10 protein-coding genes are annotated in these 17,881 nt (G+C 57.3%); 6 read left to right on the top strand and 4 right to left on the bottom strand.

Annotated features, from left to right (window positions below):
- The first annotated feature begins 154 nt into the window (after positions 1-154).
- The 4 genes from FHS27_RS17270 (at position 155) to FHS27_RS17255 (ending at position 4,756) form a co-directional block, all read left to right on the top strand.
- Positions 155-922 (top strand): metal ABC transporter ATP-binding protein, encoded by a 768-nt coding sequence (locus tag FHS27_RS17270; RefSeq protein ID WP_009102428.1) that lies wholly within the window; start codon positions 155-157, stop codon positions 920-922.
- Complete coding sequence (locus FHS27_RS17265) at positions 919-2,244, top strand: metal ABC transporter permease (RefSeq protein ID WP_009102430.1); 1,326 nt, start codon at positions 919-921, stop codon at positions 2,242-2,244. The genes FHS27_RS17270 and FHS27_RS17265 overlap by 4 nt, the downstream gene beginning before the upstream one ends.
- Positions 2,241-3,674, top strand: coding sequence for a metal ABC transporter permease (locus tag FHS27_RS17260; RefSeq protein ID WP_246419975.1), 1,434 nt, complete (start codon positions 2,241-2,243; stop codon positions 3,672-3,674). Before FHS27_RS17265 ends, FHS27_RS17260 begins: the two co-directional genes overlap by 4 nt.
- Positions 3,675-4,003: 329 nt before the next feature.
- A complete protein-coding gene (locus FHS27_RS17255; RefSeq protein WP_184306132.1) occupies positions 4,004-4,756 on the top strand; it encodes a sulfur globule family protein in 753 nt (250 codons plus the stop codon).
- 203 nt (positions 4,757-4,959) lie between these two features.
- On the opposite strand, the gene FHS27_RS17250 is transcribed toward FHS27_RS17255, so the two are convergent.
- Positions 4,960-5,793 carry an amidohydrolase family protein gene (locus FHS27_RS17250; RefSeq protein WP_184306131.1) on the bottom strand — a complete coding sequence of 278 codons (834 nt, stop codon included), beginning with the start codon at positions 5,791-5,793 and terminating at the stop codon, positions 4,960-4,962.
- Positions 5,794-5,948: 155 nt separating this feature from the next.
- Here FHS27_RS17250 and metH point away from each other — a divergent pair, with 155 nt between their 5' ends.
- On the top strand, positions 5,949-9,650 hold the full coding sequence (metH, locus tag FHS27_RS17245) for a methionine synthase (RefSeq protein WP_184306130.1): 3,702 nt from the start codon (positions 5,949-5,951) through the stop codon (positions 9,648-9,650).
- A gap of 186 nt (positions 9,651-9,836) precedes the next feature.
- On the opposite strand, the gene FHS27_RS17240 is transcribed toward metH, so the two are convergent.
- Both FHS27_RS17240 and FHS27_RS17235 read right to left on the bottom strand, forming a co-directional pair.
- Positions 9,837-11,168 carry a DUF1552 domain-containing protein gene (locus FHS27_RS17240; RefSeq protein WP_184306129.1) on the bottom strand — a complete coding sequence of 444 codons (1,332 nt, stop codon included), beginning with the start codon at positions 11,166-11,168 and terminating at the stop codon, positions 9,837-9,839.
- A 113-nt stretch (positions 11,169-11,281) separates the two neighbouring features.
- Entirely contained in the window at positions 11,282-13,636 is a 2,355-nt protein-coding gene (locus FHS27_RS17235) for a DUF1588 domain-containing protein (RefSeq protein WP_184306128.1), read from the bottom strand.
- A gap of 732 nt (positions 13,637-14,368) precedes the next feature.
- Here FHS27_RS17235 and FHS27_RS17230 point away from each other — a divergent pair.
- Entirely contained in the window at positions 14,369-15,436 is a 1,068-nt protein-coding gene (locus FHS27_RS17230) for a DUF1207 domain-containing protein (RefSeq protein ID WP_246419974.1), read from the top strand.
- 239 nt (positions 15,437-15,675) lie between these two features.
- Here FHS27_RS17230 and FHS27_RS17225 read toward each other — a convergent pair whose 3' ends face one another.
- Entirely contained in the window at positions 15,676-17,790 is a 2,115-nt protein-coding gene (locus FHS27_RS17225) for an esterase/lipase family protein (protein WP_390853818.1), read from the bottom strand.
- Positions 17,791-17,881: the final 91 nt, after the last annotated feature.

Below are 17,881 nucleotides of genomic sequence, written 5' to 3'. Positions count from 1 at the left end.
GGAGAGTTCGCCGCATTGTGGAATGAATCGAATCGGTAAAACAAACGCTCGGTAGAGTTTGTTCTATACTGGGCACGCTCTAGGGGATTGTCACGTTCGCGGGCGTGGCGTTTGTTTTCTCTTCTCTCGACCTTCATGATTTAGTTTGCAACGAATGGATCCGATCGCGTTATCAGTTGACGATTTGACGGTTGCCTATCATCGCAAACCTGTGATTTGGGACGTCGAATTCGAGATCCCTCAGGGCAAACTCGTTGGCGTCGTTGGGCCCAACGGAGCCGGCAAGAGTACGTTGCTCAAGGCGATCATGGATTTGATCCCCAAAGCGTCCGGGCGCGTCGAAGTCTTCGGTAAACCGTATCACCAATCATTGCACCGGGTCGGGTATGTGCCGCAGAGAGAAAGCGTCGATTGGGATTTCCCTGTCGATGCGCTCGACGTCGTCACGATGGGGCTCTACCGCCGGGTCGGATGGTGCTTGCCGATTCGAAAGAAACACCGAGATGCGGCCCGGGAAGCATTGGCGCGGGTTGGGATCGCGGACCTCGCTCATCGACAAATCAGCCAATTATCCGGCGGTCAACAGCAACGTACGTTTCTCGCCCGCGCGCTCGTTCAGGATGCGGATTTGTATCTGATGGACGAACCGCTCGCGGCGGTCGATGCGGCGACCGAAGCGGCGATCGTTGAGTTGCTCAAACAGATGCAGGCGGACGGCAAGACCGCGGTCGTGATCCATCATGACCTGCAGAGCGTGCCGGAATATTTCGACCACGTGGTGTTGTTGAACATGCGGGTCGTCGCATCGGGACGCACCGAAGACGTGTTCACCAACGAGAATTTGCAGAAGACCTACGGTGGTCGTTTGACGTTGCTCGATGAAGCGACCGAGGCGATGCGACGACGGGAGCGTGGGATTTGAGCGAGCACCTTTGGCGTGTGCTGAGCCTGCAGGATCACAACACACGGGTTGTCATCTTCGGTACCGCGATTCTCGGTTTTGCGGCGGGGCTCGTTGGTTGTTTGACACTGTTGCGTCGCCGTGCTCTCGTTGGTGACGCACTCGCCCATGCGGCCTTGCCCGGGATTGCCGGCGCGTTTTTGATCGCCACGGCGATGGGTGGCGAAGGGAAGTCTCTGCCGATCTTGCTCGCCGGGGCCACGGTGTCGGGACTCTTTGGGATTGTCAGTATTCTATTGATCCGAAAGATGACCCGAATCAAAGAGGATGCCGCGTTGGGGATTATTCTCAGCGTGTACTTCGGACTCGGTGTGGCCTTGCTCGGGATCGTCACACAGATGAATCGAGGAAACGCGGCAGGGCTCGAATCGTTCATCTATGGCAAGACCGCAACAATGACGGCGGGCGACGCGAGATTGATCGCGGTCGCGTCGGCGATATGCGTGTTGATCTGCATCGCGTTGCTGAAAGAATTCAAACTGCTTTGTTTCGACGAGGCGTTCGCCGGCGCACGCGGCTACCCGGTCGTGCTGCTCGATGCGGTGCTGATGAGCGTGGTCGTGGTGGTCACCATCGTTGGTTTGCAGGCCGTCGGGTTGGTGTTGGTGATCGCATTGTTGGTGATCCCTGCGGCGTCGGCGCGGTTCTGGACGGACCGGCTGGTCGTGATGATGGTCATTGCCTCGGTTCTTGGGATGACCGGTTCGTTTGTCGGTGCGGCCGTCAGTGCGATGTTGCCACGGTTGCCTTCGGGAGCCATGATCGTTTTAGCCGCGGGGTTCGGGTTCCTCGTGAGTTTCCTGATCGGGACACGGCGCGGCGTCTTGGTTCGATTGTGGCGGCGACGCAAACTCAACGAGAGCATCGATCATCAACACCTGTTGCGTGAACTGTACGAGATGTTCGAGCTCGATCCGTCTCGCGTTTCGGTGCCTTACGAAGAACTGCTCGAGCGACGGAGTTGGTCTCGCAAGCGGCTTCGCCGGATGTTGGAACAGGCGTCACGTGAGGGATGGATCACTGAGAATGTGTCGAAAATGGAATTCGCGTTGACCGATCGCGGTGAGACCGAAGCGAAACGTTTGACGCGTCGTCACCGGTTGTGGGAACTGTATCTGATCCGGTACGCGGACATTGCCCCGCAACGCGTTGACCGCGACGCCGACGCGATCGAGCACGTCCTCGAGCCAGAGATCGTTGCGGAACTCGAAACGTTGTTGGACAACGAGTTGGGTAAGACTCGGATGCCGGACGATCCTCATGCCGATGGGGTTGCGTCATGATGGGTTTCGATTGGAACTGGCAACTCGACGGATGGATCGTTGCGGCGGGAATTTTGTGTGCGGTTGCCTCGTCGTTGCTGGGGTGTTTTTTGCTGCTGCGACGAATGAGTTTGTTGGGCGATGCGATTTCGCACGCGGTGTTGCCGGGGCTCGCCGGAGCGTTTTTGATTTCGGGTTCACGCAGCAGCATTTGGATGTTTGTCGGTGCCGTCATCGTCGGTGTCCTCACGGCGCTCTTGTCTGACTTCATTCATAACCGTGGCCAAGTCGATGAAGGTGCCTCGATGGGCGTCGTGTTCACGACGTTGTTCGCGAGCGGTCTGTTGATGATTGTCGTCGCGGCTGATCGTGTGGACTTGGATCCCGGTTGCGTGCTGTATGGTGCGATCGAGCAAACGCCGTTGGACAAATGGGATTTCCCCTGGCTGGGAATCGCGGTGCCTCGCGTGGTCGTGGTGTTGTCGATCGTCACGTTGGTGAACGCGTTGTTCGTCGGACTGTTTTTCAAAGAGCTGAAAATCTCGACGTTCGACGCGGCCCTCGCGACGGCGAGCGGTTTTTCGGCGAGCCTGATTCACTACGCTCTCATGACGTTAGTCGCGGTTACCGCGGTGGCGTGTTTTGAAAGCGTCGGGAACATCCTCGTCGTCGCGATGTTGATCGTTCCGCCGGCGACGGCTTACCTGCTGACCAATCGATTGCGAACGATGGTGATTCTGTCGTGTCTGATCGCGGCGGTTTCGGCGTGGGGCGGTCACGTGATGGCGATTGTGATCCCGTCGTGGTTCGGATTTCGCAGCACGACAACGGCGGGCATGATGAGTGTGGCGGCCGGGTGCGCTTTCATGCTCGCGTTTCTCTTTGCCCCCAACCAAGGGTTGCTGCCACGTTTAGTGCGGCAGCAGTGGTTGCGATGGTCGATCTTGGCCGACGACGTTCTGACGTTGCTGTACCGGATTGAAGAATCGGCCCGAATTGGAGTCTCGCATTCGGCGAGCGCGGACGGTTCGACGTTTGCGGTCACGGCGATGCCTTTGACGCAAACGGTGCCTTGGGTTGCGGAGACTTTGTTAACCAATCGTTTCGCGGTGAAGTGGGCGATTCGCTATTTGAGTTGGCGTGGCCGTGTTGAACCGGCCAAAGCAAACGAACCAGGATCCGAATCCGCTGAATCGAGCGAGGCGGCATCTGTTTTGCCCAAACTGACCGCAGTCGGTCGGCGAGAAGCCGAGACGATTGTTCGGTCGCACCGATTGTGGGAGCAGTATTTGGTGACGAAAGTCGACGTCGCGGAAGAGAGGCTGCACGCGAAGGCGGACCGTTTCGAGCACTTTACTGATCGTGAAATGCAGGAACAGCTCGACGAGCAAACCGATTCGCCGTCGATCGATCCGCACGGACGCCCCATCCCGAATCCGGACCAGGATTAGCTCCGCCGCCGTTTTCGCCTTGTCGGGTGTTGTCGTAATGACAGGAGACGTGCGGTCTTGTTGACGTCGCGTGTCGTCGGTTTGATCTCGCGTGGGAGTCCTGTTTGGTGTCCCTAAGGCAATTTCGAGTGATGTAACTCTCGGCTGGTGAGGGAGTTGCGTTCTTCTTTTGAACCGGGCGGGCCGTTTCGGTATGGCAGTCGCGTTACGTGATTCCTGTTGTCGCCGATGAAGGCGGCGAATTCGATCACGGAAGAGTGCTTCTCTCAAAACGACTCCGGTGCCCACGGCTGACGTGGCAGACCGGAACAACGGAAGGTTCCCAGAATATGAAACGTTTACTCGGTTCGATTGTTGCTTCACTCATCGTGATCGCGATTGCTTCGGCGACTCCCGCGGATGCCCAGACGTATCGCTCGTCGGTGCATCGGTCGTCCAACGACTACGGTTACAACGCCTACCGGCAACCAGCTCCGCCGAGTTCGTGCCAGCGATCGGGACGGTCGCTCGCTCTCGCGGCCCAGCAGTATCATGATGCGGTGGCTCATTTCAGCGAAGAGACGCATCGTTCGCGTTCGGTCGATTCGTTCACGTTGCGATTAATCGATCGGCTCGACAGCCAAGCGGCGACGGTCGAGCGTTCGGCGAGCCGGGCCAATGGGATGTCTCGAATCATTTACGAATTCAACGAGATTGAATCGCTGCAGCCGCAAGTGGAAGCCGCCGTGTTCGGTGTCGGTTCCCCGGTCGCTCGATCCGCCTTCGGTGATTGTTGGAACGAAGTCCGAGTCGCGTTCGCGGCATTGTCGCGTGAGATGCAACAACTCCGGGCTCCCGCGTACGGATCCAACTACGGCTCGACGTTCGAGCATGGTCACGGGTATTCGAACTACCCCAGCCCGCCGGTTGGATACCGCAGCCGAGGATACGAATCGGGTTACCGTGCGCCCACGCCTGCCCCGATCGTGGCGCCGCCTGTTTCCTATCCCGTTCACCCCGCCCCGAGGGCTCCCCGCAATCGTTCCGATCTCGGCAACACGATTTTAGGTGGTTTGTTGTCGCGAGTGGTTCGGGGATTCTAAGTGGGCCGCGAACCTGGCGTGAGTCGGTATGCGTTGGCGTCATTAAGGTAGGCCGGATCAAGGACGCGATCGGTGCTGGAACGGTGTAAACCTTCGCTTTCGAACGAAGCGATTCGTTCGAAGGGGTTTGTTATCGCGTCCGCCGCTCCGGCAATTGACCTGTTTGCTTGGTCCGGCCTACTGCTTTTGAGTAGCCCGCGAATCTATGCGAGTCGGTAGACTTTGGTGGCGTTGCCGGCGAAAAATCGTTCCCGTTCGGCTTCGCTGAGTGGGGCGGCGAGCTCTCTCACCGCGCTGAGCCACCGGGTGTATTCGGTGGCGAGCAGGCATACCGGCCAATCGCTGCCGTACATCAGCCGCTCGGTGCCGAAGGCCTCGAGGGCAACGTCCCAGTACGGGCGGATCGTTTCGACCGACCAACTCTCGTCTCGTACTTCCGTGGCGACGCCTGAGAACTTGCAGCAGACGTGATCGCGGCGTGCGAGTTCGCAGAAATCGGTTCGCCATTTTTCATCGAGTTTGCCCGCCTCGATCGCCGGCTTTGCGATGTGGTCGAGGACCATCGGGATGTCCGAATGGCGGTCTGCGAAATCGATCGCCGCGGGCAATTGTTTGGGGAAAACGAGCAGGTCGTAAACGAGGTCACGGCCGGCGAGCGACCGGATCCCCGCGTTGAATTCGGCTCCGTCGAGAAACCGGTCATCCGGTTCATCTTGGACCACGTGGCGAAACCCCTTAAGGGTCGCGTTGTCGGCGAATTCTTCGATTGCCGCGGGCACGTCTGAATCGGCGAACGGCACCCACCCGATGACTCCTCGGATGAGTGGTTCGGTGGACGCAATTTGCAATAAATCCCGGGTTTCCGCGATGCTTTGCCGAGCCTGAATGCTGATAAATCCGTCTATATTGTTGTCGCTGGCGATTTCTCGCAATTGCGGGGCGAGAAAATCCTGTTTCAGGACGCTCATCTCATCGCTGATCCAGTCATATTCGGATGGATCATAGGCCCATAAATGATGGTGAGAATCGATCAGCATGCGGGGAAAACCTCTGTCTTGGGTTGTTCAAAAGTTAATGGGCAATGATGATAGCGGTTCGGAAGACGCCCCACCAAGTAGGTCGGGGTTCCTCCCGGTCGCGAAACCCCGGCCGCACTCAAATTCCACTCTCAAACAGCCCTTTGTAACGAGATATGTTGCTATCCTCCCCCACCGATCAACAGATTGCCGAACTGATTCGTGAACGTGTGCTGCTGCTAGACGGTGCGATGGGAACGATGATTCAGAGGCTGAAACTGGATGAGGCGGGAGTACGTGGCGAACGGTTCGCCGATCACCACAAAGACCTCAAGAACTTTTCGGACATTCTCTGCTTAACGCATCCCGACAAGATCACCGACATTCACGCGGCCTACTTCGAAGCCGGCAGTGACATTGTCGAAACGAACTCGTTCGGCGCGTCCCCGGTCGGCATGATCGAGTTCGATCTCCCGCTCGATCTCGTTCAGGAGATCAACTACGCGGCCGTGGCATGTGCCCGTCGTGCGGCGGATGAATGGTCGGACCGCACGCCGGACAAACCTCGTTTCGTCGCCGGATCGATCGGCCCAACGACGAAGCAGCTCGCGATCAGCACGCAAGACGACCCGGCTCACCGCGACACAACGTTCACCGAAATGGCGGACAGCTATTACGCGCAGGTGAAAGCTCTCGTTGAGGGCGGTGTCGATATTCTGTTGCCCGAAACGGCGATCGACACGTTGAACCTGAAATCATGTTTGTTCGCGATCCAGCGTTTCTTTGACGAAGGCGGCCGTCGTGTTCCGGTGATGGTCAGTGGTACTTTTGCTGACGGTGGTCGGACGTTCGTCAGTGCCCAAAGCGTCGAGGCATTTTGGACGTCTATCAACCACTTCCCCGTACTCTCGGTCGGCATGAACTGTGCCCTCGGCCCCGACATCATGCGTCCGCATATCGAGGAATTGTCGCACGTTGCGGGCGTGCCGATCAGTTGCCACCCCAACGCGGGTTTGCCCAATGACATGGGTGAGTTTGATCTCGGGCCAAAAATCATGGCTGAGAAGGTCGGTGAATGGGTCGATAACGGATGGCTGAACATTCTCGGCGGTTGTTGCGGTACCACGCCTGACCATATTCGCGCGATGGCCGAACGGACAAAGGGAGCGAAACCGAAACAGGAGACCACCGGTCCGGTTTACACGCGTTTGTCAGGTCAGTTGCCGATGGTGATGCGGCCCGAGATCCCGTTCACGATGATCGGCGAACGCACCAACGTTACCGGCAGTCGCAAGTTCGCGCGATTGATCCGTGACGAGAAATACGAAGAGGCGGTCGAGGTCGCACGCGAACAAGTCGAAAACGGTGCGACGATTATCGACGTGAACTTCGACGACGCGTTGCTAGACGGTGTCGAAGCGATGACGCGGTTCCTGCGGTTGATCTCAGGCGATGACGTCGTCGCGGCCGTGCCCGTGATGATCGACAGCAGTAAGTGGGAAGTGCTCGAGGCCGGGCTGTGCAACGTTCAGGGCAAAGCGATCGTGAACTCGATCTCGCTGAAGGACGGCGAAGAGGAGTTCCTGCGGCGTGCCCGATTGGTTCGTCAGTACGGTGCCGCGGCCGTGGTGATGGCGTTCGACGAAGAAGGCCAGGCAGCCGATGAGGACAACAAAGTCCGGATCTGCAAACGAGCCTACGATCTGTTGGTCAACGAAGCTGACTTCCCGGCCGAAGACATTATCTTTGACCCGAACATTCTGACCGTGGCGACCGGGATGGAGGAGCATAACAATTATGCAATCGACTTCGTCAACGCGATCGCGCGGATCAAGAAAGAGTGCCCGGGTGCGAAGACCAGCGGCGGGGTCAGTAACATTAGTTTCAGTTTCCGCGGCAACGATCCGGTCCGCGAAGCGATCCACAGTGCGTTCTTGTACCGCGCCGTCAAAGCCGGTCTGGACATGGGCATCGTCAACGCGGGGCAACTCGAAGTTTACGAAGAGATTCCCAAAGACTTGCTCGAGCACGTCGAAGATGTGTTGTGGAATCGCCGCGACGACGCGACGGATCGGATGTTGGAATTCGCCGAGACCGTCAAAGGCAGCGGTAAGAAGAAATCGGGAGAGGATCTGACGTGGCGTGAAGGAACGATCGCTGAACGGATGAAGCACGCGTTGATCAAAGGGATCGACAAATACATCGTCGAAGACACCGAAGAGGCACGGCAGCACTACGACCGCTGCTTGCATGTCATCGAAGGGCCTTTGATGGACGGCATGAGCGTTGTCGGTGATCTTTTCGGGCAAGGGAAAATGTTCCTGCCTCAGGTTGTGAAGTCCGCTCGCGTGATGAAGAAAGCAGTCGCGTACCTCGAACCGTACATGGAAGAGGAAAAGATCGCCGACGGAACGCAGGACCAATCGGCCCGCGGTAAATTCTTAATCGCGACCGTGAAGGGCGACGTTCACGACATCGGCAAGAACATCGTGGGCGTGGTGTTGCAGTGCAATAACTACGAAGTCATCGATATGGGCGTGATGGTTGCCGCTGAAAAGATTCTGGACGAAGCGATCAAGCAGAACGTCGACATGATCGGGCTGAGTGGTCTGATCACGCCGAGTTTGGATGAGATGGTTCACGTCGCTCGCGAGATGAAACGGCGTGAAATCACACTCCCGCTGCTCGTCGGTGGAGCGACAACGAGTGCCAAGCACACTGCAGTTCGGATCGCACCGGTGACCGAGTCGCCTGTGATTCACGTGCTCGACGCGAGCCGCAGCGTAGGCGTCGTCGAGAAACTGCTCAGCAAGGATTCGCGTAAAGAGTTCTTGGAAGCCAACGTAACCGAGCAAGCGAAACTCGCCGCGAGCTTCCGCGACCGTCAACAGAAACTCGTCCCGTACGCCGACGCGCTCGAAAAACGTTTCCCAACCGATTGGGAATCGGTGCGGATCGACACGCCCGAGTTCACCGGCACGAAAGTGTTGAAGGACATCGACCTAGCGGAGATCCGTGACTACATCGATTGGTCGCCATTCTTCTCGACGTGGGAATTGAGAGGGAAGTATCCGAAGATTCTCAACGACCCCGCCGTCGGTGAGCAGGCCAAGGAGTTGTATGAAAACGCCAACACGATGCTCGACCGAGTCCTCGCCGATCATTCGTTGACGGCAAACGCGGTCTACGGGTTCTTCCCCGCAGCGTCCGAAGGTGACGACATCATCGTTTACACCGATGAGTCGCGGACCACGGAGAAGACACGATTCCATTGCCTTCGCCAACAATGGGAACGCAAGGGGCAATCGTGTTACCGGTCACTCGCGGATTTCATCGCGCCGGTCGACAGTGGACGCAAGGATTACGTGGGCGGTTTTGTTGTGACCGCAGGCATCGGAGCCGAAGCCATCGCGGCGAAGTACCGGGCCGAGCATGACGACTACAACGCGATCATGGTCTCCGCCGTTGCCGACCGTTGTGCCGAAGCGCTCGCCGAATGGTTGCACCGCCGGGCTCGGATCGAATGGGGATACGGATCCGAAGAAAGTTTGACGCGGGAAGAGTTGATCGCCGAAGCGTATCGTGGGATTCGTCCCGCGGCTGGCTATCCGGCATGCCCGGACCACACCGAGAAGCGTACGTTGTTCGATCTGCTCGATGCCGAAAAGACAACCGGTGTTGAGTTGACCGAGAGTTTCGCGATGACACCCGGTGCCGCGGTCAGCGGTTTGTACTTCGCTCACCCCGAGGCACGCTACTTCAGCGTCGATCGGGTAACGAAAGATCAAATCGAATCGTACGCGGCACGAAAAGGATGGGCTATTCGAGACGTCGAACGTTGGCTGTCGCCTAACCTCGCTTACGAACCGGACGCGTAATCCGCGGGACATCTTCCCACGGTGCGTCCGTCGCTCTTCGCGAGGGAGAGCGACGGGGGGTAAAGTTCGAAGGCCGACATCATGACCGAGACCAAGACCGAGAAAGGGACGTCGACGTCGGTCTTGGGTTGAGCGGGATCAGCCTCGGAGAGGCCGATCAACGTGTTGAGTTTCGGTCTTGTCGATTCAGACGCCGGTTAGGACACCGTCGCCGCAAAAGTCGGGGTTGCCGAATGAGTTTTGGGGGAATCCCATCCGTTCGGCGACCGTCATCAGGAAGCGGTTGTGAGGCGTGCGTTTGAAATCGATCGCTCGGTTGCCCTTGATACCGAGCCCACCGCCGACCAAGACGAATGGGATGTTGTCGCGGGTGTGCGAGTTTCCTTTGCCGAGTTCGTTCGTCCAGATGATCGTGGTGTTATCGAGCATCGAGCCTTCGCCGCCGGGTTCCGGCGTTTCGCTGAGTCGGCGGGCAAGCATTGCGACTTGTTCGCAGTACCACGTGTTGATTTGAATTAGGTTTTCGTACGACGTCTCGTTGCTGTCGGGTTCGTGCGAGATCGCGTGGTGACCTTCGTTGATATCGAGCCAACGCATTTTGGCACCGCCGACGCTGTTCGTGATTTGGAACGTGGCGACGCGGGCAAAATCGGCGGCAAACGAGTTGACGAGCAACTCGATTTGCATCCGTGTGATCTCCGGCATGTTGTCGTTTTGGTCTTCGATGTTCGGCGGCAGTTCAGGGACCGCGTGTCCGATCTGATCGGTCTGGGCGGCGAGTTCGACCTTGAGGTCTTTCTCGACCTTTCGCACCAAGGCTTGATGCTGTTCGAGCAGTCGCCGGTCTTCGGCGCTGACCATCTTTTCGAGTTTCTTAAAGTCATCTGTCAGATCATCGAGCACGCTGGCGAGCAGTTCGCGGTTTTTGGCCTGCCCGTACAGTTTGTCGAACATCTTGTACGGGTCATCGATCGGCGCGACCGGTTGGTTCGGCCCGCTGTAGGACATCCGCGTCCACGTGTCGGCGCGATCAGGAACCATGACACCAAATTCGAGAGAGCCGAATCGGGTTCGGGTTCGGGCATCGGCTTGCAATTGATTCTTCAAGAACTGATCGATACTGATCCCTTGTGACCAACCCGCTGGCGTATCGCTGCCGCCTTGGATGTCGCCGGGGAACAATTCCACTCCCGTCAGCAAACAACCGATGCCTCGCATGTGGCCGTCTCCGTCGCCTTTGATTTGGTTGCACAGTCCGTGCATCGTCACCGTTTGGTCGCGGAAGGGTTCGAGAGGTTGAAGGATTCGTTTGAGTTCCAGTGGAGCTTCGTTTTCCTTCTCGCCGACGGTTGGCCAAAAGTGATCCGGAATCACTCCGTTGGGGCTGAACACGATGACCAAACGTTTCCGTTCGCTCGTCTCGGCGCCCAACGCGAGGCTCGGCAAATTCAGAGCGAAGTGAGCCACAGCGGCACTGATACCGGTTTGCTTGAGAAAGCGACGACGCGATTGACGCATAGGAAGGCGGGGGTGAGAGGGCGGAAAGGATCGGACGGAGGGACAGAGTCATCGAAACGCAGGCAAACTGAAATGTCGTTTCCGGTTCGACGCGAATTCGATCGGCAACGTTGTCATTCTTCGGAACAGATCAACGCGACCTCAATAAGCAGTTTACGAATATTGAACTCGGATTGTCGAAATTGTTCCGAAAGTCGATCGAGTTTTTCGGGGCCGTAGGCAGCGATTGGCTGTTTGACAAAGTACTGAAAGACTCGCGAAACGAATGCATTCTGAGCGTCCGGGCTCGAGGCAACGAAATCACCGAGTTGCCGGGCCGTCTCGAACGAAAATTCTTCGTCGTCGCGAGACGTGTAGCCACCGGAGGCGTCAATCGGCTTGCCGTTTTCCGATTCGCGATACCGACCGACGGCATCAAAGTGTTCGAGGGCGAATCCGAGCGGATTGATCTTCGTGTGGCAGATTTGGCAACTCGCGGGACTGGTTTGCAATTCAATCCGTTGACGTGTCGTCAGGTCGGGATGCAAGTCAGGGCTGAGTGGCGCGAATGCCGAATTGGGTGGCCGTAGCGTGCGTCCCATCACGTGCCGGATCAGGAACACGCCGCGATGAATTGGCGACGTCGTTTGGTGATGCGCGAACTTTGCCATCACGAGCGGATGAGTGAGCACGCCGACATGAATATTAGAATCACGCACGGTTGGTTGAAATCGCCCCATCGCTTTGTCAGCGTCATCCGCACATGGCTTCCATGCGTCGCCGTAGAAATCGGTAAGGCGTGGTGAGGTCATTGCCCAATCGGCCGCCATCAATTGTCGGTAATCGCTCGTCTCGTTCCAAACGACCGAATCGATAAACGTATCGAGCGATTGACGCAGGTCCGCAACGACGTTGACATCGAACCCGGCAAACCGCTCTTCGTCTTTGCGGAGGTCGTCTGTTGGCGAAACATCGAGCCAGTGATGGAACATTTCACGCACCTTCGCACGCGTGCGAGCGTCATCAACGAGTTGAGTCGCGATACGTCGTCGTTGTGGTTCGTTATCGACTTCCTCTTTGTTGATCGCATCAATCAGCCAACGATCGCTGGGCAACGAATCATGCATTGCGAGCGTCAACTGCACACCCGCACGCCATGATCGCGTGCGGTCCGCGTTAATCGTCGGATAGAGGAAGCGTGGGGATTTCAGCGCCAGCAGAATCGTGTATCGGATGCGATCCGTTTCGGCCTCGTTGGCTGCGAACGCGGCGTCAATCATGCGATCCGCTTGCGCCTGTTCGGGCGTCGCGCGGTGAGCAACGCAGATCAATTCACTGAGGAAGTTGCGCAGTAGATCGTCGCGAGACCGTTTGTCTTTCTTGTGATGGTTTCGGTAATCGGGCCACAGTTCATCGCAAGCACGATCGGCGAATTCGAGCACCGCCGAGGTGACCGAATCATCCCACGTCGGGTCGACTGAGATACCTCGTTGAAAACCGTAGGTGCGATCATCCGGTGGCATTTGCGTGGTCAACCGCAACGCCGGCGGCGCCCAACCGGGAACCAGAAAACGAGCCGGGATGATTTCCTCGACACCACCTGGGGTGACCCACGAGAGCGAGATGCTCGACGGTGGCGTTTCACCTTTGCGTTTACGCTGATTCAGGTTGATTTTGATCGGATAGATACGACCTCCAGTCAACGTCAACATGCGGCGGAACTCATTGCGTCCTTCCGATTGCACGTGATTATCGATCAGTTGATTGCGGTCGTGACCGAACTTGCACTCGAACGACGTTGTGCTGCGAACGATGATCTCATAACGGCCGGTTTGTTCGATCCGAATACCACCGCTCCAGTGGGCATGAAAGCTCTCGCCATTGATTCCCGCGTCGCTGCCGTCGACGTTCTTGGGGCCGTCGACTCCGAAGTCAAAGTCGACAACCGGATCGATTCGTTGGATCTTGCGATCTTCGCCGTTCCATTTGGTTCCTGTGTAATAGACCGCGTCCAACCCCTGTTGGGTTTGGCGTTCGCTCCACGTATCGCGGCGAACTTGCGCGAACACACCGTACAGGTCCGAGAGGCTGCGCCGGAGTTGGTCGCCGGTCAAACGCTGCAGTGCCAGTCGAGGAGGACGGTTCCGCAGTTGAGCCGCTTCGCTGTAGAAGGTTTCGTGAATGTAGGTTGCGACGGCTGTTGCATCTTCACCGACACAAAGATCCGGATCCTCTTCCGGCATGGTGTCAGTGATCAGTTCGGCGAGTTCACCGACCGACGCGTCGCCGTGTAAGGGGTCAGGGTAGTTTTCTTGTGTTCCCTGTCCCTGAGGTCCATGGCAACTGGCACATTGAGCGGCAAAGATTGTCGCCCCGGTTTGTTCGGCTGTCTCGACGGATTCCGTCACCGTCGTTGAATCGGCCGCGGCATTCACCGACAACATGATCGGGAGAAGGAACAGCGTCAGTGCATAGAAGGGCTGTTTCATACGATGTCACAGACAGGGCATCCGTTGTCAGAACGTTGCCGTGAACTTCAATGGTGGGTGGGAAGGGAATTGGGCAAGGAGGAAGGGCCGCGTCAGGAATCGATCCCGTTGGCGGAAATGCACAACACCCGGTGGGTGAGCCTTATTGTACGCGGTTAATGTTGAAAAGCCAGTCCTTGGGGTCGCGGAGGGGGTGAATCCGCACGCCTCAAAACTTGTTTTCACGGTAGAGGATGGCGTGATTGTTTGGTCGCGTGATGGACTTCGCTTGCATCGATTCCTCCGGGTGGGTGTTTCACGGCGCGACCGAGAGCTGCATAGACCTTGGGGTGTGTCGCGCGTGGGGCGTTTTTCGCGGGCTAGATGGTGCTATTTGAAGGAGAGGCTGGCGAGGCGTTGATCACGATTCCGTGCTCGACCAGAGAGGACCTATCCGGGGGACGCCTCAACGGTTGACTGAATTACCTAGCTTGTTGTGCTTTTGTTCAGTGTTGCGAAATTTTTGTAAAACCTTCACGCAGGGCGTGTAATTGTTCCGACCAATACAATCCGTCCCCCTTTTGTTAGGGATGGAAAGTCGGGTTGATTGCTATCCGGGCGGTGCAGCACTTCACTTGGCACGTGGCGTTTTTGGCAGCGTGCGAACCTATGGAAACCGAGAGGTTCGTTACGATGGCGTGTCGGCGATGTGTTCTCAATCTATTGATTTGCATCGCTTGGGGCACGCTCTCAATGGCCGTCACATCGGCGCAGGACCCGCATCGCCAGTCGCTGGCAGATCCGATGCTCGAATACAAAGAGCTGCCGTTTCTGTTACCGGAAGTGGCGGACGTGTCGGAATCGGCCGAGGCGAGTGGTTTTCTGAATGAAGTCGTGGGCGGCGGGGTGGCGTCGATCGCCTTTCCAGGCGACGCGACATCGGACGCGGCGCTCTTTCCTGCGACAGGTTCCATTGTCGGTTCGTCGACGCAGTTGCCGCCGGACGCGGTCGAGCAAACCGTGATTCGCACCATCTCGGCGGTTCGACCTGTGATCGAGGAACGTGATTGGCATCTGTTGCCCGACGGGTTGATGTACCACGCTTACCTCGCCGGGCCACAGGAACCGCGGATCTCGGCAATCTTGTTTGGTGACGATAACGGTGGGTATTTCTGGGACGCGACGCTCGGCGGCCGCGTGGGGATCCTCCGATACGGGACCGAAGGCGCCAACGATCCCAAGGGCTTTCAATGGGATCTCGAAGGTGCCGTGATCACGCGGTTGGACCTGCTCAATTCCGAAGATGTTGAGTCGATGGATTTTCGTTTCGGAACCGAGATGACCTGGGCAGAGGGGCCGTGGGCGATGAAGTTCGGCTACTTCCACCTGAGTTCTCACGTTGGTGACGAGTACTTGATCAACAACCCAACGTTCGAACGGATCAACTACGTCGCCGAGTCGTTGGTCTACGGAGTCAGTTACAACCCGTCGACGACGACGCGAGTTTACGGAGAAGTTGCCGGGGCAGTGAAGAAATCCGGCGGTGCGAAACGGATGCAGTATCAAACCGGTGCGGAATGGACGGCGAAGCCTCGGCGTCCGCGTGGCATTGCACCGTTCGCTGCGGCCAATCTCGCGTTTCACGAGTCAACCGAATACCACATGGCAACCACGTTGCAGGCGGGGTGGTGTTACCAGGGGCCGAAGTCCGATCGACGGTTGCGTTTTGGAATGCAGTACGGAGACGGGCCGAGCAGTCAGTTTCAGTTTTTCAAACGAAACGATGAATATCTCGGTTTCGGAATCTGGTTCGACTATTAACGCGTCTTACAAACAAGATGTAGCCGATGCCGTCAGACTTCGCGGGACTGAAGGCTCGCGAGTCCAGCTACTGTGACCGGTCGCGTCATCCATTGAAATGCACCGATCGGGTAAGACCGAGTGTTGGGCGAAAGTCATTTCCTGCCGCAGTGATCAGCACTGGGTGCGTTGGCATCGTTGAAAGCCAACTCGCGGTTCGCGTTCCGGAGCATCCTCACGTGCAAAATGCTGACGACTCGCTATTTGCGGTTCGCCGTGTCGCCGGTGCCGGAGAGTTGGAAGGCGGACTGAGATGCGGCTTGACGTTCGTAGCGGAAACGTGGGTCAGAGATCAGACCCGCGGCGCCGTCGGCGACCAGTGGCGTTCGTGTCGGCGCATCCCACGCGAGACGATCCTCTGAGTCGACTTCGCGAAGGTGTTCGAGCAAGATCCGCCGCACCTCAAAAATGGCTTTGCCGGTCATGTGCAAGGTTGTGTGTGTCGCGTCAACGACCAGTTCGCTCTTCACGTCTTCCATTTTGGCGCTGTCGTATTCGACGACGCCATCGCCTTTGTAATTGCGACCTGCCAAAACCGGTGGATCGTCGAGCACGCCGATGATGTTGTGGTAGCGAATGTCAGAGGATGTTTTTGCTTTTAACATGACTGGGAAAATGGGCGAATCCGGCGCGAGCGAATCGACCGCGTTGGCTTCGGTTAGCAAACGGGTATCACGAAAGAAGCCCGGGTTCGCTCGCGTTAAACGGTTGCTCGTCGAGATCGCCATCTTCGGCAATTTGATGATTTTTCCTGCCAACCATCGCGTCGCAGAGTTGGCCAGATCGCTCCCACGATGCGGTGTGCCGATCGTGACAACGCGGCTGATCGATTTGTTCGGTCGGAACTCCAACGCACTGACGAGTCGGTTGACGTCCTGTGGTGGTCCGCGGAGTTTCTCTTTGGGTTGATTGCTGACGATGTTCCAGAAATCATCGCCGCTGTCGATCGTCTGCATACGCGAGATCAGACCGCCCATGCTGTGACCGACCAGCACCATGTTATCGATCGCGCGGTCTTGTCCGGTCGCATCGAACGTTTGACGCATCGCGAACAGATCGCTGCGCAGTTGCGTGGCGCTGAGCCAGAACGGTTGTCCGGACGGGTAGAGATAAAACCAGAATTGATAACGTTGTCGGATCTCGGGAAAACTCCTGAGGTCGTTGAACATATCCATCCACGTCAGCGGGCTCGACCACAATCCGTGAACCATCAGCACCGGGATGCGATTGGGGTCGTAGGGTTCGAGCATGTACAGGCCACGTTTTTGCTGCGCGTCATCGGGATCGAGCAAACCTTCGGTGGCTCGATCGCGTTTGCGATACTCGGGGCTGTCGAGGAAGTACGCTAGCGGTGTGGTGAGGTCGGTTTCGAGCGGCACCCAATCGTTGGCGAGTTTGATTTGGTTTGCGCGTAGCGGATCGAAAAACTCCAGCACACAGACCGGTGTTTCGTTTGGATCTTCGTTTGCAAAGTTGCGATTGGGAACGTTGTGACTCGCCAACCGGACGCTCGATTCGGAATTGCCCGTCGAGGGCAGCAGTTCGGTCGCGGCGGCGTATTCACCCTCATTCCCCGTCGAACAACGCAGCAGCGCTGTCACCGCGTAACTGAGCCCTTCGGGATAGTATTTCTCGCGTGAGTCGTTTGCCCCACGAGGTTTACGAACGGCGACCAACGGCACGCCGAGCCCGAAGGTGGTGTGTCGGTTTCGAAGCGTTTTGATGTCGTAGTCGCTAACGAATTCATATCGATCAAACTCGTCCGGTTTCCACGCTCCTCGCATTTCGGTTCGAATCACAAATTTGCGATCGGCCGTTTGGATGGTGTAGGTCTGCCCAGGACGCAAACGGTTTTCAGCACAGAGGACGCGTAGTAGATCTTCGAGTGATTCATTGTACAAATCACAAACGGCACGGAACTGCGGGTCGTATTGATTGCGAACGTCGGCGAGTTGAGGTCCGAAGAGGTATCGGTAACTCGTCGTCAACGCGATGCCGTAGTGATTCATCGCGTCGCTGGTGCGTCCGAGTCGCTCGGCCTTTTTGCCTTCCACGTACGCGAGTTCGGAAACCGCGTACGTCAATTCGGGGTCAAGGTTTTGTCGGTGGAGCGTCCGCAGTTGATGGATGCAAATGTTGCTGTCGCTTTGGTAGGTTTCGTTGAGCCCGTAGCGACGCAGTGTGTGCTGAGTGCGTTCACTGATTTCGGGGCCTCGCCATCGAAGCAGTTGCAGCGAACTTTCGAGTGCATTGTCCCGAATCGGTCGGTCTTGCAGATAGCGAGCCGTCGCGCAGCCCGATGTTCCACACATCATCAAAACGGCGATGACCCACCAAACGCCTAATCGGCCGGTCAAATCGGCCTTCTTGCGAGCGGGCGAACTCGTTTGAGTCTCCGCAGCGTTT

Origin of the sequence: Aporhodopirellula rubra (assembly GCF_014192335.1) — a bacterium.
Taxonomy (GTDB): domain Bacteria; phylum Planctomycetota; class Planctomycetia; order Pirellulales; family Pirellulaceae; genus Rhodopirellula; species Rhodopirellula rubra.
Note: the sequence above shows the minus strand (reverse complement) of the source record. Positions and strands in the feature narration are given on the sequence as shown.

Bases quoted from the DNA above. Each gene is read 5' to 3' on its own strand.
- FHS27_RS17270 (WP_009102428.1), top strand. From the start codon at position 155: ATGGATCCGATCGCGTTATCAGTTGACGATTTGACGGTTGCCTATCAT.
- FHS27_RS17260 (WP_246419975.1), top strand. From the start codon at position 2,241: ATGATGGGTTTCGATTGGAACTGGCAACTCGACGGATGGATCGTTGCG.
- FHS27_RS17255 (WP_184306132.1), top strand. From the start codon at position 4,004: ATGAAACGTTTACTCGGTTCGATTGTTGCTTCACTCATCGTGATCGCG.
- FHS27_RS17250 (WP_184306131.1), bottom strand. From the start codon at position 5,793: ATGCTGATCGATTCTCACCATCATTTATGGGCCTATGATCCATCCGAA.
- metH (WP_184306130.1), top strand. From the start codon at position 5,949: ATGTTGCTATCCTCCCCCACCGATCAACAGATTGCCGAACTGATTCGT.
- FHS27_RS17240 (WP_184306129.1), bottom strand. From the start codon at position 11,168: ATGCGTCAATCGCGTCGTCGCTTTCTCAAGCAAACCGGTATCAGTGCC.
- FHS27_RS17235 (WP_184306128.1), bottom strand. From the start codon at position 13,636: ATGAAACAGCCCTTCTATGCACTGACGCTGTTCCTTCTCCCGATCATG.
- FHS27_RS17230 (WP_246419974.1), top strand. From the start codon at position 14,369: ATGGCCGTCACATCGGCGCAGGACCCGCATCGCCAGTCGCTGGCAGAT.
- FHS27_RS17225 (WP_390853818.1), bottom strand. From the start codon at position 17,790: ATGATGTGTGGAACATCGGGCTGCGCGACGGCTCGCTATCTGCAAGAC.